The following is a 16,077-nucleotide window of genomic DNA, read 5'->3' on the forward strand; positions in this document are numbered from 1 at the left end:
GGCTTAAAAAACCACGCCCGCTTGAAAGATAACGTTCGCGTATGGCGAGCATTCGCCAGTTCGAACGACAGCGCGGCTTTGTGCCGTGCGTGCTTTAAATGCTTCATGTGACACGTAGCTGATCTCGATAGATTTACCCGTTTCTTCGCTCTCTTTGCTCAGTTCGTTAAGCAATGCTTGATGCAAAACTGGGCTTACATCAGAAAACTCTTCCGCAATAATGACCCCTTCGATTTGCGACTCAGATAGAATCACGCGAACAGTATCAAGAAAACTTGGTACGCCATGCGTTAGCGCCAAATCAATTCGCTGTACATGCTCAGGGATTGGCAGGCCAGCGTCACATATCGTGATCTCATCGGTGTGGCCTAGCGTCGCCACCAAGTAAGAAATATCTGAGTTAATTAGGGTACTTTTTTTCATCTCATCGACCTTTCGGTTACACGTTCATACAACCATGAGCGCCTGTTTTAAAGTGTTTTCGTTATTAACAGAAAACTCATCGAAACGTTTCGATGAAATAATAATTCGTTGTGGTAATTTGACCAGAGTGAGATCGATAAGGTGTGAGAATGATCCGTAATTAACGGGTCATCGAATAGTAAAAAGGTACATGAGTCACACTTTATCATCGAAACGTTTCGATGACTGGCTTAATCTACACTTGAAGTGAGGTTTTTAAAGACAGTTGAAAAAGAGATACGTCCCATTACTGAGAAACACTCTAGTTAATGAGATGGAAACCTTACACATCATCACAGTTCTTGGATGGTTGTCTGATTTTGGAGAACGCTCACCTTACAATCTGGTTACAATTTGCAAAACACATCATCCGTTCAGTACCTTATATGGTATGCGACGTTTGTAGGGACACAAACGGAAACTAAAAGCCATAATGAAGTTAAGCAATCGAGTCATCTTGCTTGTCGCGCCAGTGATCTTATTAAGCGCGCTGGTATCAAGTTATATTATTTACAGCATTCAAAAAGTAACGCTCATCAAGCGAGAAGACAGCTATATCCAATTGCAAATGGAAAAGCTCGCAGGGCAGTTCCGACAAGCCAACATATTCCTCAATAGTTATGCATACACATTAAGCAAAAGTGATGTATTGCAAGACTACTTGGTGAATCATAACAATCCGTATCGTGAGCGCGTGTTATTTAACCGACTCGATGAAACCGCAGATGTGTTAAGCCATGGCTATACAGGCGATGCAAGCATGGCGATTCTCGACGGGAAACAAAACCTTCTTTATTACACAGAAAATAAATACTACGAATCATCAGGTGTAGTCGACCCTAAGGTATTGGATTACATCTCGCGAAGCTTTAGTACGAGAGAAGCGTTTAACCATACTGGCTTTATTTACAATTCCAGCGGGCAAAGTATTCTTCTGCAATACGAACTCATCGACAAACGAACAGGGACACAACCTCTAAGTTTTGATCCGCAAAATGTCTTTTTCGTGGTGGTATCGGTATCGCTCGAAGCCTTCAATGAGATCAAGCACGAAATCGAGTTCGACACGCATAGCGTGATAACTTTTGCCGACAAGCCTATTTATCTCGATATTCCTCTCGCTCAGACGATTGAACTATTGCCACACTTTTATGCGGTACTCTCCCCCGCTGAATATTTGATGTGGAATAAAGTCGATAAAGTGTGGCTAGAACTGGCCCTTTCCTTTGGTGTGGCGGCGTTTTGTACCATCACCTTAATTGTTTTGGTTTTGTATCGTTATGTATTACACCCCGTTTCTCGCCTCGATAAACAGCTACAAGAGCTGGAAACAAATCAACGCGGCAACATTGAAAAGCTAGAAACAAACGATGAAATAGGACGCTTATCCTCACGCTTTTTTGATATGTATGAAGAGCTCAACGTCATATATAAGAAGACAAAACGCCTGGCTGAAACGGATCACCTAACGCAACTCGCTAATCGCCATCGTTTCCATGAACTTGCAACTCGTGAACTCATCTCCCCTTCGCAGCATTTGTGGGTCATTTATGTCGATCTCGATAACTTTAAGTACGTTAATGACAAATACGGGCATGAACTGGGAGACAACTTATTAAAGGTGTTTTCATCACACATCAAAAATGTCTGTCAAAAATTCTCGCACGACTACGATAGTCCCTGTTTTGCAGCAAGATTGTCTGGTGACGAATTTGCTATTTTATTGAGCTCAAATCAGGATGCACAACGCCTACCTGACTTGCTGGCCTCAGAGTTGCTAAAGCCGATTAGCAATCTCAGTCCATCTTGGAGTAATTCATTCCCCGTGACTGCGAGCGTAGGTATCGCTCAGTACCCTCAAGACGGTACAGACGTCGCGAAATTACTCTCCAGTGCCGATGCGGCAATGTATCAAGCCAAACGAGCCGGGAAAAACCAGTACGCTTATTACTCAGCTGCTCTCAATGTTGAGTCTCAAAGACGCAGTCAGCTTGAGCGAGCGCTCAGAAAAAGCAACGTGGAAGAAGAGTTCCATCTCGTTTTTCAACCCTATATGAATAATCGGGACAACGAGATTGAAGGACTAGAGGTATTATTGCGCTGGGAAGCGGAAGGCATTGGTCCCGTGCCTCCGAAAGAGTTTATCCCAATCGCGGAACAGGCGGGCTTATTTGATAAAATTGATCGCTGGGTTTTCGCCAACGCTACAGCGGAATATCACCAATTAAGAAATATTTTTGGCAAAGACATTGTCCTTTCGATCAACCTCTCTTCAGCAGAGCTTAACTCCATCGAAATGGCGAATTATATTCATGACCAAGCAAGCAAAAACGGTGTGAAACCAGAATGTATTGAATTAGAAATAACAGAAACCTTTGCCGCAGAACAACAAGGTACAGCATTACTTGATGAGCTGTCGAAGCGTGGCTATCGTCTCGCCATTGATGACTTTGGCTCTGGCTATACATCGCTGACTCAACTTGTTCAATATCCAGTTCAAAAGATCAAATTTGACCGAGAGTTCCTCGTTACATTGATGAAAACCAACAACGGTCATGTGATCAAACCCATCATCGATCTATGCCACGCTCAAAATAAAACGGTCACCGCAGAAGGTATTGAGCACAATGTGATGCATGAATGGTTATCGTCCTACCGCTGTGACTATATGCAAGGCTATTTATTTGGTAAGCCAATGAGTAAGGAACAACTGAATTTGTGGTGGCAATCCGCAAATGACGATAGCCGCTTCGATGGTTCCATAGTAGGTTCAATTACTGTTCAAGGGACATCTTATTAAAGATTAAGTACAGAAGCCATGTATGTGGCTTCTGTACTTATATAATATAGAAACAAGACTTTACCCTTAGTTTCAATAATATAAGCAACCACATAAGTTCGTACGTTAATTTTTGGTATTATTATTTTTCGATGAAATCTCTCAGTTATTTAAATATTTAATCAAAACGATAGAATTACTTTTTGGTAAGTTTAGTTCTGTTTTTACTTCTTTAATTGAAGACATAAGGAAATAAGTAAAAGCTGACAAACTTTACTTTTGTACTGCTGATCACCGACTTAAATGATTCGTGTAGAAGCTCATTTGTCGGCTCCACTTAGACTTAGCTTTATCACTTGTGAACAGGAAATGCCCTTCTTCTCGGTATTTCTCTACCTTTCTTATCCATCTTGTTGTTTACCCACTCACTTAAAATGCACTAACACACATAACGAGTTGACGTTACGATTTGTTACGAGTCAAATCACAAATCTAAACGCAGGCTGAATAGACGTACAAAAGACAAACACATTGAAATACAAAGAGTTTCTAATCTAGAAAAAATAAAACATCGTTTTTATAAATTCGCCATCTCACAAATATCCTTAAACACAGTTTTATTAATTACGCATATCAGATATTATTTATGCCGAAGTTTATCGAAACAATCGATTAACTTCATAATTTATTTGAGTTTCAAACAGTTAGTTTTTAACTTGAAAACTTATCGTTAACCCAATATTAAGTACCTAAGCGTACAATAAGAAACATTGGGAATAGAATTATATTGATGTGCATGTTGTTTTAACGAATGCATGAAGCAATCGGTAAATTTGTAACACCATAGAGTTTTATTTAGCCAAGATGAAAAAGTTAATTTTATTATTTATATGGACATTTCTGTCTGCCTCTCCTTTTGCCTTTGCAAAACAAGCAGATAACGAAGTCAAAAGTCACATACCACAGAATCAAATTGAACAAGTGTTCAAACAAGCAAAGTTAGATGGCGTAGTAGACTTTAAATTGTTTCGTGACGCTTACATCGCGTACAAAAAAACACCCGATAGAAAGAAATCAGTACTAACCATCATCGACTATAGTAAACCATCGACTGAAAAACGCTTTTATGTGGTTGATTTAGATAAAAAGAAGCTTATCTACAATACTTATGTTTCTCACGGTGTGAACAGTGGAAAGAAAACAGCGACGCAGTTTTCAAATGTGGTGAACTCGCGTAAAACATCACTGGGTACGTTTTTGACTGACACCACCTACTACGGCTCAAATGGCTATTCACTTCGACTAGATGGTCTAAGCTCAGGGTTGAACGATAAAGCTCGCGAGCGTTATATCGTTGTGCACGGTGCCGACTATGCTAACCCTTCTTTTATCAAGAAGAATGGTTACCTTGGGCGCAGTTGGGGTTGCCCTGCACTGCCAAAGAAGTTGTCTCGTGAGATCATTGACACCATAAAAGGCGGCAGTGTTATTTATGCAAGCGCATAACACGGGTGCAACTCATGTGGGGAAGAATGCTCTATTTCTTCCCCAACAAATAATCGGATTGACTCAAGCTTCCAGGCCTCATGACTCTCTTTCTTTACCTGTTTCTCCAGTTTTCGCTTGCTTCAACGCTAAAATTATTTAGGTATTAGCTTATACCTAAATAACATCAGAAAACTCTGTTCATCCCTCTTCCATCTCGTTAGTATACGCTGAGTTGGTCAGACACCGATTTTCATTGTTATCATAGTGTCACTAAGATTCCGTAGTCATAGTGATAGTCTATGACGTTATATGTTTAGGGTTACTTCTTGCGTTATCTACACCGTATATTATTGATGCTTTCATTGTCCCTATTTTCAGGGTTCATCGTTGCCTCATATGCGCATACGTATCACCACACTAAACATTACACCTCTGAACGCTTGCTTAAACTTGCGCAACAAGACGATTTTGAACTAGCACACAGCGAATTCCATACATTTGCCTCTCCAAGTTCTTGGGGCTCAGAAGGTTATTATCTGCACATAAAGCGCGAGTTGTTAGCGCTGGTTTCCTGCCGTCGAACATCCGCCACTGATGGTGTTTTATCATCTGATTTTACTCCTGATTATTTTTTACTTGTTGCTTTCTCTTCCCCACCACTATTGGAATTGGCGAAACAAGCATCTCGCTTACCTCTTGATGGTTATGGCGGGCTGATGAGTAAACGCTCTCTCTATCGACTCTCAGGAAGAAAAGAAGCCAATTTGATGTACGTCTTTACTCATGGTCGCAACGCCTTCCCTGTTGTTTAACTTTTTATGACATACAGAGAACACGGAAATGTAACGATGAGAACCAATACGCTCATTGTTACTAGAACCAATTTGAGGTCCATATAATGACAAAATTCGCTACGACTATCGCACTAGCACTGCTATTTGCAACGGGCTCTGCCTTCGCTAACACAGAAGCAAAGCCAGAAGAAATGAGCAATGAGACTCTGCTAGAGTGTGCCAATGTTTCTAATGCACGTATTGCGGTTCCTGAACACAGAGCGATGTTCAGACACTACCTAATGTCTGAAAGAAACTATAGTTTCAGCCAGTTATCTTCTGCTGAGCTTGAATTTAAAGCAGCAGATAAGAATGAATCCGAAGTAGAAACTATCTACAAGTCTCAGTGTAAAGAGGTTGGCGAGTATCTATATAGCATTGGCTATTAAACTCGAAACCCTAACGACACTCATAAAGAAAGGCGCATACATTGCGCCTTTCTTTTTACTGATAAAAAACCAGCCGATTAGATGTCTAATCTGTATACAAGCTTAAAAGTGCAAATCAAAGTAAACTTACTGAGAAAACTCTGACACATCCTTGGATTTACAGAACGCTCGACGTGCTTTAACAAACAAGAAACTAAGCACCCCAATCACAAGAGTAATTATTGGGGCCGCCATTAATAGCATTGTGATCGCTTTGCTCATATTCTCTGGTAGCAAAGGAAGCAATAAACCAAAACCGCATAATATCAGCGTCCATAAAATCGCACTCAACCACGCAAAGTAATGGAATTTACTAATACGTTTCACTCGCAACCCCATCATTAATGGCAATAGGGAACGAACAACCGGAATAAACCGCGCACAAAAAAGCGCAATCAATCCATGTTTACTGAGTAATACGTCGACCTGTTCCAAACGCTTTTGAGGAACCGCGCTCACCCAGCCTTGGACCTTAGGTAAGCGATTTAGCCACTTGCCTTGTAAGTAAGCCGCCCAACTTCCCAATCCCGCACTAACAGCTATCACCAACATGATCATTATTGGATCAAGGACACCAACCGCCGCCAGCGTACCGGATAATACGACGACACTGTCGCATGGGAATGGCGCAGCAGGAATAAAACCACTTTCCAAAAAGATAAGCGCAGCAACAACAAAATAAACCAATCCTGCACCGCCTGGCGCCATTAACGCCGTAAAATCTTGATGCCAAAAGGCACTCAAGACCTGAATTATCGAATCAAACATAAACCGCTCCTAAGCATAACTAACCAAAAATTGTAAAAACATGGAATGTGTTAGCGAGCATGTATAAAGCGGTATATGAGATTCGATTCTTTCCTCGCACCGATTCTGTATTTAGAATGAGTAAAAATACTTTCAACACAACGACCTAAAGCCTCATTGCCGATGCGTTTTAGCAGCCCCATCGAGTGAAATGCCGAACGATGTGTCCACCAAACTACAGCAAGCGTTTCAAACCATTCGAGTTCTACATCGTCGTTCGAGCTCGTTTCCTTAGAATGGCTAACCCTCAATATATTCCGGCTGTTTAAACTCGGATAGTCTTGTTGTATTGGAGAGGCAGGGTGTTCTGAAAAGTGCTTCGACTTAGCGTCAACAGCAATATTCTGGTTATGAAAGGAAAGAAAATTTGGGTATGAGTGCGCCATACTCATGCTCGGAGCCAACAAGCAGAAAAGTAGTCCGAGTAAAGCAATCAGAGTCGTACGCACAAAGGTAACCAAAACCAAAATAATAAGTTCTTTTAACCCTGTGCGTAACGATTGGCAATTAGTATTCTTAATCGTTAAGAATACTAATTATTTTTCACCGTAAGGGTAGTTTTCAAACATTTTCGCAATTTCTTCTTCAATCAGAGACTCTCTTTTCTCAGAGCTCATAGACTCAGATAGTTTCCTGCTTGAAACACCTTTCCACACAACCTGATTAGCCTTTGCATCAACAAGCTCTACCACCAGTTTGCCATACTTACGTTCTTTGTATCTTTCCGGGCTTGAAGTGATCACGCCAAAGCTATTCCAACCATAACCGAAACTCACCGAAGACCCAGAAGAGACAAGCTCGGACTCTTCGACGATATCATGATGAACGTAAAGGTCCCCACCACTATTCACTTTAATTAAGCCCTTGTCTTCAAGCTGTTCAGCCAATCCTTGTTCAATACGTCGACCATCAATACTCGTAGGGGCTTCTGCTTGGGCACCGAAATCAAACGTTCTGTAAGCTGAAAAATCGGCTTGCTTATCAACATCCGTCGTTACGGTTGTACAAGCAGACACGAGCATCATCACCGTCCCTAATATCAAACCTTTCCACATGTTAAATCTCCTTTGGTTAAGCTGACTGTTTCAGCGGAATTACGCTAGTGCTATACATACGCTTCAGCAGTAAAAAGTAATCATTTCAATATCTAGTCTTGACCATGAAACGTGACTGTTCAATAAACGCGATTAACCTTTACACTGACAATCTTGAATATCATCAATGCCTAAACGCTAGTAGACAGTGTGTTTGCCCCTAATTAGCAGCCATCGATTTTAGAAGCGGAATCGCTGACCCTCCTGAAAAACAGAGACAATGAACACTTTAACACCAAGACGCTACTTTTTTAGGCATCTGACAAGCAATTGATGAGAAAAGACTTTTCTTTTTCGTTCAGTGTGGCATATTAACTGAGTCCTATCGATGCGCGGGCATCGTATAATGGCTATTACCTCAGCCTTCCAAGCTGATGATGCGGGTTCGATTCCCGCTGCCCGCTCCAATCTCTTTTATCTCAATCTACTCAAAAGAATCCGATGGCGGAGCAAATAGACAGCGCCAACGTTGTTTCCACGTTAAATTTGGTCGTGTTACGTCATAAAACATATCTTTCCATTCTGCAAACGTCACACGAATGGGATTAAAGCTGTTTACAGGTTTAGAAATTCCATACCTAACGGTTTCCACTTCTGGTTCAAACGTTCCAAACATCCGATCCCAGATAATCAACACTCCCGCGTAATTTTTGTCGATGTACTGACGGTTTATACCATGATGAACACGATGATGAGATGGCGTGTTAAATACCCACTCTAGCGGTCCAAGCGAGCGAATTGATTGAGTATGAACAAAAAACTGTAAGCCCAGATTAAACAGCACAACGAAGACGACCCACTTGGGATCAAAGCCAATAATCACCAAAGGCAACCAGAAAATCCACATTCCCGCTAACGGATACATCAAGCTTTGACGAAACGCGGTGCTGAAATTCATTCTCTCCGAGCTGTGATGGACCACGTGCGCAGCCCACATCCAACGAATACGGTGGCTAGCCCGATGAAACCAGTAATAGAAAAAGTCTTGCAGAACGACAAGTAACAAAAACGCTGAAACGCTCATTTCGATATCAAACAATCGCCAATCAAACCACCACAAATATAACTGAGCAATCAGTAAACCCGTGAGTATGTCTGTCGCTTGGTGTAAGCCCGCAAGCACAAAATTACATACAACTTCCGGAATATAATACGTCGCGCTTTCAGGCAAATGTCCCCTTCGTTGTCCAAACCAGTACTCTGCAACCATACATAAAAAGAAAACAGGCGCCAAAATCATCAGAAGTAATTCAGGCCGTTCCATCAACTGTGTCCAATCCATTGTGTTTCTACCATTTTGCATAGTGATCTTCAGTAAGACCTATGACTTCTTCTAACTGATGTTTGATACCATTCCCATCAACGATGTAGCCAGAGAAATAGCCGATATATTGACGAAAATTGCTTTTGAGAAACCAAAAGTTCTTCTTTTCTGAACGTCGGTTTAAAGGCGTGAACACTAGGTCAATCCGTTTATCTTCCGACGTGATATGCCATCTTTGTCCTTCATCATTTCGTGAAAATTGAAACTGAACAGACTGTAAAAAATGCCGTTCACCATTAATCCAGAATACATTTTCACAGTAGCCCGTTTCATTGACGCCTGCAGCTAAGTTCAGCCCCAATCGTCTGCCGCTTTCAAAGCAATTAATACTCGCCCACCGCCAGCTTGTCTCCCGTCGCATGTACCCAGCGGAAAAGTCGTAACCAGCAGCCACATCTGAGAGATCTTGTTCCTTTCCTAATATGAATAAATTGCCATCTACCGTTAACGCATTGTGCTTCTGCGTATAAGTCCAACCCGCATAACCGGTTGGCGTACATAACATTAATGGCAAACTCATACTTTCTGGACGTAAGTAGAGATCAGCATTGACAGACTTTGTCACAAAGTGGACGTGCCAAATACCATTCTGAATAGAAAACTGAATACTTTTGTCAGCAAGATGGGCATGACTAGACCAACTGGAAGGCTGAGTTTGATAATCAATATTAAAAGGCTTTAACCACTGCTGCTCCACTAACTCATTATTTTGAATGTCAAACAGATAGCAAAAACCAGATGCTAAATACCTAATATCCGCAATCGCAACCCCAATCACGTAGTTAGGTGTGACCAAATTAACGAACTGAAACTGCTTATAATCACAGTAACGGCGCCACTTAGACGCTGGCTTATCCATCTCATCAAGGTAGGTAAACTTATCTAACTGTAAAGATGTGGGAATCCCATCAAGATGGCCAAACACTGGTAGACCGTCTTGCTGAATAAACGAGTCCAGAGTCTTAAGCTCATGCATATTTTTATCTTTTTCGAGTCAACACGCTCAAATGTTAACACCGAGTTAACAAAAGCAGTTTGCGTGACAGCACAACAATATCGACTAATTTGGCTTCTGCTCGCTATATGTGAAACCGATCACTCAACCATCCAATCATGTCACTCACTTAATCTTCCTCATCAATACGACCAGAAGTTGGAAATTGAGCGTTCTCATCCGCAGGAAAGACCATTATAGCCATTGAGAATTGGTCAAAATCACTATTTAATGGGAATAAATTCATATAAACTGATTGCTTATTCATATCAAGGAAGAGATCTATGTCACACATACACGATACTATTGTTGCGTTGCAACACAGTAGCCCGGCTCAAAAAGAGTTTTACCAAGCCGTAGAAGAAGTATTAACTTCTCTCGCTCCAGTCATAGAAAGCAATAATAAATATAAAGAACAAGCGATTATCCAAAGAATCGTAGAACCAGAACGTCAAATCATGTTTCGAGTTCCTTGGGTCGATGACGCTGGGAATGTGCAAGTAAACAAAGGTTACCGCGTCGAGTTTAACTCCGCGTTAGGTCCATACAAAGGCGGACTGAGGTTCCATCATTCAGTGAACGCGAGCATCATAAAGTTCCTCGGCTTTGAACAGATTTTTAAAAACGCGCTTACTGGCCTTCCAATTGGTGGCGGAAAAGGCGGTTCAAATTTCGATCCTAAAGGAAAATCTGACGGTGAAATCATGCGATTTTGCCAATCATTTATGAACGAGTTATACCGCCACATTGGCCCTGCTACCGATGTTCCTGCTGGCGATATCGGCGTCGGTGCGCGTGAAATTGGTTATATGTTTGGTCAATATAAGCGATTGACGGGACGCTACGAAGGAGTACTTACAGGCAAGAGCCTTCTTTGGGGGGGCTCACTTGTTAGAAAAGAAGCAACGGGATACGGAACCGTATATTTTGCGGAATGCATGCTCAATGACCGTAATGATTCACTCAAAGGCAAAACTTGCCTCGTTTCAGGCGCAGGTAACGTCGCTATCTATGCAATTGAAAAGCTATACCACATGGGAGCAACCCCAGTAACATGCAGCGATTCTAGAGGCACGATTTATCATGATCACGGTATTGATCTGCAGCTCCTCAAGCAACTTAAAGAAGTGAAAAGGGCAAGTTTAGAAGAGTATTTAGATACTTACCCTGAAGCAGAGTATACGCCGTTGGGTGACTATCCTAATGAAGGGCATGCTGTATGGCGATATCAAGCTGACGCCGCATTTCCTTGCGCGACCCAAAATGAACTGACGTCAAACGATGCTCTTGCTCTTATCGATAATGGGTGTGTTTTGATTAGTGAAGGCGCAAACATGCCAACCACTCGTGATGCGGCCAATATCATCGTGGATTCCGAAATGGCTTATGGGCCAGCGAAAGCAGCCAATGCAGGCGGCGTTGCAACCAGTCAGCTTGAAATGGCACAAAATGCCAGCATGCAAAACTGGACCTTTGAGCAAGTCGATAGCCAGTTGCAGGCCATCATGAAAAACATCTTTATTAACGCAAACGAAACCAGTCGAGAGTTTGGTCAGCCTGGTAATTTAGTTTTAGGCGCAAACATTGCCGGCTTTAGAAGAGTCGCTGATGCGATGATCGAGCAAGGCATCGTTTAGTTCACAATAGCCAGCAGCCGGACTGCTGGCTTAACACTATTCGGTGATACACTGCGCTTTGACACAGAGTTTCATTTAATCCGCAATAAGCGTCGTCACTTCAGTTTTAACCGAATTGGCGATAAAACAATTCTCATGAGCCATGTGGTGCATTTTTTCTAATTGAGATCGTGTAGGTTTATCATCACCAGCAAATATTATCTTAGGGTTTAGTGTTACCTTAGACACCCATTCTTTTCCATTTTCACCTTTTGTCAGCTCTCCTACTGCTTCATCTAGGTAGCGATCCACAACGTAACGTCGTTTTGCCGCAATAGAGAGAAAAACAAGCATGTGACAACTGGAAAGTGCCGCAACAAATGCTTCTTCCGGATCAACGTTTTCTTCTACAGATAGTGGCAACGGCACTACGTGTGGAGATGGTGACGCAGGGACTTGCAACCCGCCATCAAACTTCCAAATGTGCGCCCGACTATACTGGTTATCACTGAACACTTCGTCAGCTTCGCGATGCCATTCGATTAAAGCGGAATGCTTACTCATTCTAACTCCCTGATTTTCTCATTGACGAATCAACACATCCATTCACATCATAGTAAACCATAACGAAACAAGGTAAGAAACGTATGAACTCAGAGAGGTTACAAAATTTGTTGAGGATCGACGTTTTTTTTCTGTATGTCATCCAGAAGTCGATTAGCCTGATGGATGTTAACTTGTAATCGGTTGATTAGCATCTGTAACCGCTCAATTTCAGGAGTTTGCTTTGCTTTGAGCGTGTTTTCTAGCGCCTCTGTTTGTCCAGCTAAAATCGGTAAACCAAGGTTCAATGCCATACCTTTTGTTTTATGCAACGTGTCTTCTAGAGACGCGAAATCTTCAGCCATAAAATAATCAATAAGTTCATCAACCGATGATTCAAAATCGACAATAATACTTTTTAGTAGCTCATCTATCGCTTCCGGCGCTTCTTGCAAAGAAATGAGCATCTCTGAACTGGATAACTCTTCTTCTGTCAGCCGTAGCTTCTCTATTGGCTTGCGCTGCAACTGGAGAACGTTGTTGTCATTCGTTAATGGTAAATTCTCTTTTGGTTCGAGCCTCGCAGCAAACTGTTTAAGAGCGTCCGAAAAGCTCTCTTGCTGTAGCGGTTTTGTAAGCACATGATCCGCTCCGGCTTCAATAAAGCTATCATGCGCCTCACGAAATACATCTGCCGTATACGCAAAGAGTAATGTTTTGATACCTAACTCTTGTCGAATCACACGCGTCGCTTCAACACCGTTCATCTCAGGCATGTGATTGTCCATCAGAATCAGGTCATATTCGTTATCTCTCGCCTTTTTAACCGCCACCAATCCGTTTTCAGCGACATCCACTTCATGTCCCAACTTTTCGCAAAACCCTTTCGCCACAATGGCGTTCACTCGGTTATCTTCAGCAAGCAATATCTGCAAATTGTGTGTTTTCTTGCGCGTTTTTGGTGGTTCTTGTGCCTTTGGAAGTTCGCATTCAACCCAAGGAATGGGCAGCTCGACGATGAATTGACTTCCGACACCCTCCACACTTTTCAATGTAATCTTGCCATCCATCAAGCCAGTTAATTTTTTAACTATTGCCAAACCAAGCCCTGTGCCTCCAAATTTTCGGGTAGTTGAAGAATCGGCTTGCTCAAACGAATTGAAAACATGTTCTTGCTTGTCTAGCGCAATACCAATACCAGTATCACTCACAATCATCACCAAGCACTGATTTACCTTATCAAGTTCCGTTCTGATTAACACATGCCCTTCACTGGTAAACTTCACCGCGTTGCCAGCAAGATTAAACAAGATCTGTCGTAAACGTGCGCAGTCTCCGGTAAATTCAACGTATTCAGGCACTTCATTTTCCACGATCAATTCGATATTTTTTTCATCGATGAGCGGTTTTATTGCGCTACACACAGGAGAAATGACTTGATCTAAATTGAACTTAGCCTGCTCAAATTCCAGTTTGTTTTCTTCAACTTTTGAGAAATCCAAAATATCGTTGAGAATCGTCATCAAGTGTTGGCCAGAATCAAGAATGACTTTCACGTACTCTTTAGTCGTCGGCTCTTTGGTTTCCTCTGCAATCATTTGAGAAAGGCCCAATACACCATTCATCGGCGTTCTTAATTCGTGACTCATTGCGGCGAGAAAACTTGATTTGGCTTTTGCTGCTCGCTCGGCTTTATTTCGCGCCTCCTCGATTTCGAGGTTTAATTGTTTCAAGTTGTACATTCGATATTGCGACTGATACAAGAATGCACTGACTAACAACATCACGGCAATAAAAACAAACAACCAAGTAAAACGCGCTTCACTTTGGGCAATATTGAGCAGCCGATGCTCAGCATCCTCAATAAAAACAAAGTATCCATGATCAAGCAGTTCATTCGTGAGTAGTTCTATCCTTTTATCGCTCGCTTGAAGCCGATCTAAGAAATTGGCTTCACTTTCACTCTCAACTACGTTTTGTGTCAAAAGCAGTTGGTTGAGAAACTCAAAATAGTGATGCCCACTCAACGTCTTTCCGGTATCGGTAGAAATATCTTGCTGATATAAGTTGAATAGCATTAATAACGCGTATTGATTCTCTACCTGAACGCCAATCAACATATCGAGCTTCAGCGTTGTATCAAGCACACGGTTTTTGAATAGATTGAGCGTATCCTCAACTTTTTTATGATTGGGCGTCACAGGGAACCAAACTGACTCCCTTGATGAATTTAGCAAGTTCTCAGCTGCGACTTCTATATCTACTAAAGATGTCGTCAGTTCATAATTCTTCCTATCTTCAACCGCATATCGATTCACGATAACATCGCGCTCTTCAATCAACTTGTGCCCAATATCCGTCAACTCCGCGTGGAATTCTTGTGCACTTTTTGAATTCACATGTGACATATACGCCAATACACAACACGTCAGCATGGCAATAAAAAAGCAGAGATTAACCAGTTTGAATTTACTCATTTTCCAACACCTCTAAAATCACGGGTCTGGGTGCTGTCAAGGACTGTAAGAACGCTTCAATATCAGCGACACTTTCATCGCTCATCGTAATTCCGAGCTGCGTTTTCGCCATAATCTGTATCGCCTCAGATAACTGGTCAACTCGTCCGTTATGAAAATAAGGGCTTGTTAGGGCGACATTACGTAAACTGGCGACTCTAAAATAGAATTGTTCTTCACTTTCCGTCGTAATCAGGTGCCGTCCCGAATCCTCTACTACTGGCTTATCTTTGAAATAGGCGAACCTTTGTATCATCGCTCCGCCAATATTTTTGCCCTGATGACACTGTACGCAACCTGAAGACTGAAATGTTTTCCACCCCCTAATTTGCTGCTCACTGAGGACATGGGTGTAACCCAGTAAGTAGGCATCGAATGGTGCACCTGGAGTTTGGAGCCCTTCGACAAACTCCACAATGGCGGACTTAATATTGTTAATATTAATCGGTAGCTCACCATCACGACTAAATAGCGCTTGATAACGTTCGCTTCCTTTCACGTACTGCTCTATTGTTTGCCAGTTTGAGTCCATTTCTATTGGATTGTGGATTGGCCCATCAATCTGAGCCATCAAGGTGTTTTCGGTACCATCCCATAAAAAACGATAATTTAACGCTGCATTAAACACTGTGATGGAATTTCGAGTTCCATCACCTTTCACTCCTGTAGAGACGGGGGTATTTTCAGCGCCATTGGTTTGCAAGTTGTGGCACGTCGCACAACTGATGCTTCCGTTTGAAGATAGCTGAGGATCACGAAAGAGATGCCAGCCAATTCTCGCTAGCTTAATATCTACGACAGGGTCACCTTCTATCGGCTGAACTAACGAAATATCACCTAGCACCTTAGCATTTCTTGCGATTGTTGCTTGGCTCAAAATGAGTGTCACAACAACTAATGTGATTATGCTGAATTGCCTCATCAACTGCATACCTTACACTTGCCATTAGTATGAAGTTAGTTGCATTTTTAGGTTTTTTCCATTAATGGAAAACGGTTACCAGAGCTGCACGTGGAGGTACTTTTATTTAAAGCTCAGATAAGGAGCAAATGACGAAGGCGAGTAACGAAGAATTGACTCGCTTCGTGGAGTTATGTGTGCATATTGAATTCTAGATTTAGCTTATAGAAGCCAGCAACCTTTGAACCCAAGTAATCTCACCATAGGAGATGAGATCGAAGATAGTAAAGAA

The 16,077-nt window shown here is 42.0% G+C and carries 13 protein-coding genes and 1 tRNA gene; 6 read left to right on the forward strand and 8 right to left on the reverse strand.

Annotation, left to right across the window (positions count from 1 at the left end; genetic code table 11):
• Positions 1-3: 3 nt before the first annotated feature.
• Positions 4-423: a D-ribose pyranase gene (gene rbsD, locus MTR11_RS14590; protein ID WP_005397153.1), complete on the reverse strand. Its 420-nt coding sequence runs from the start codon at positions 421-423 to the stop codon at positions 4-6.
• Between the two features lie 472 nt (positions 424-895).
• On the opposite strand from rbsD, the gene MTR11_RS14595 reads away from it, so the two are divergent.
• The 4 genes from MTR11_RS14595 (at position 896) to MTR11_RS14610 (ending at position 5,951) form a co-directional block, all read left to right on the forward strand.
• The gene (locus tag MTR11_RS14595; RefSeq protein WP_243327921.1) at positions 896-3,262 is read left to right on the forward strand and encodes an EAL domain-containing protein; all 2,367 of its coding nucleotides are present in this window, start codon (positions 896-898) and stop codon (positions 3,260-3,262) included.
• A gap of 843 nt (positions 3,263-4,105) precedes the next feature.
• Positions 4,106-4,747: a murein L,D-transpeptidase catalytic domain family protein gene (locus MTR11_RS14600; RefSeq protein WP_005397144.1), complete on the forward strand. Its 642-nt coding sequence runs from the start codon at positions 4,106-4,108 to the stop codon at positions 4,745-4,747.
• A gap of 335 nt (positions 4,748-5,082) precedes the next feature.
• A complete protein-coding gene (locus MTR11_RS14605; RefSeq protein WP_006741015.1) occupies positions 5,083-5,541 on the forward strand; it encodes a hypothetical protein in 459 nt (152 codons plus the stop codon).
• Positions 5,542-5,627: 86 nt separating this feature from the next.
• The gene (locus tag MTR11_RS14610; protein WP_046875977.1) at positions 5,628-5,951 is read left to right on the forward strand and encodes a hypothetical protein; all 324 of its coding nucleotides are present in this window, start codon (positions 5,628-5,630) and stop codon (positions 5,949-5,951) included.
• Positions 5,952-6,077: 126 nt separating this feature from the next.
• Here MTR11_RS14610 and MTR11_RS14615 read toward each other — a convergent pair whose 3' ends face one another.
• Both MTR11_RS14615 and MTR11_RS14620 read right to left on the reverse strand, forming a co-directional pair.
• Positions 6,078-6,758, reverse strand: a complete 681-nt coding sequence (locus MTR11_RS14615) for a DedA family protein (RefSeq protein ID WP_164665540.1) — start codon at positions 6,756-6,758, stop codon at positions 6,078-6,080.
• A 575-nt stretch (positions 6,759-7,333) separates the two neighbouring features.
• Positions 7,334-7,852 (reverse strand): DUF4136 domain-containing protein, encoded by a 519-nt coding sequence (locus MTR11_RS14620; RefSeq protein WP_053807830.1) that lies wholly within the window; start codon positions 7,850-7,852, stop codon positions 7,334-7,336.
• 371 nt (positions 7,853-8,223) lie between these two features.
• Here MTR11_RS14620 and MTR11_RS14625 point away from each other — a divergent pair.
• Positions 8,224-8,298 (forward strand) — tRNA-Gly (locus tag MTR11_RS14625).
• Positions 8,299-8,315: 17 nt separating this feature from the next.
• Here the strand turns inward: MTR11_RS14625 and MTR11_RS14630 are convergent.
• Both MTR11_RS14630 and MTR11_RS14635 read right to left on the reverse strand, forming a co-directional pair.
• On the reverse strand, positions 8,316-9,173 hold the full coding sequence (locus MTR11_RS14630; RefSeq protein ID WP_243327922.1) for a sterol desaturase family protein: 858 nt from the start codon (positions 9,171-9,173) through the stop codon (positions 8,316-8,318).
• Positions 9,174-9,180: 7 nt separating this feature from the next.
• Positions 9,181-10,191 (reverse strand): DUF2804 domain-containing protein, encoded by a 1,011-nt coding sequence (locus tag MTR11_RS14635; protein WP_243327923.1) that lies wholly within the window; start codon positions 10,189-10,191, stop codon positions 9,181-9,183.
• Positions 10,192-10,493: 302 nt separating this feature from the next.
• On the opposite strand from MTR11_RS14635, the gene gdhA reads away from it, so the two are divergent.
• A complete protein-coding gene (gene gdhA, locus MTR11_RS14640) occupies positions 10,494-11,846 on the forward strand; it encodes an NADP-specific glutamate dehydrogenase (protein ID WP_243327924.1) in 1,353 nt (450 codons plus the stop codon).
• 75 nt (positions 11,847-11,921) lie between these two features.
• Here the strand turns inward: gdhA and MTR11_RS14645 are convergent, their stop codons facing one another.
• The 3 genes from MTR11_RS14645 to MTR11_RS14655 all read right to left on the reverse strand — a co-directional run bounded on the left by MTR11_RS14645 (position 11,922) and on the right by MTR11_RS14655 (position 15,806).
• Complete coding sequence (locus MTR11_RS14645) at positions 11,922-12,389, reverse strand: OsmC family protein (protein WP_243327925.1); 468 nt, start codon at positions 12,387-12,389, stop codon at positions 11,922-11,924.
• A gap of 98 nt (positions 12,390-12,487) precedes the next feature.
• On the reverse strand, positions 12,488-14,845 hold the full coding sequence (locus MTR11_RS14650; protein WP_243327926.1) for an ATP-binding protein: 2,358 nt from the start codon (positions 14,843-14,845) through the stop codon (positions 12,488-12,490).
• Positions 14,838-15,806, reverse strand: a complete 969-nt coding sequence (locus tag MTR11_RS14655; protein ID WP_172605996.1) for a cytochrome-c peroxidase — start codon at positions 15,804-15,806, stop codon at positions 14,838-14,840. The genes MTR11_RS14650 and MTR11_RS14655 overlap by 8 nt, the downstream gene beginning before the upstream one ends.
• Between the last annotated feature and the right edge of the window lie 271 nt (positions 15,807-16,077).

It is taken from the genome of Vibrio sp. CCB-PB317 (assembly GCF_022808245.1).
GTDB lineage: Bacteria > Pseudomonadota > Gammaproteobacteria > Enterobacterales > Vibrionaceae > Vibrio > Vibrio diabolicus.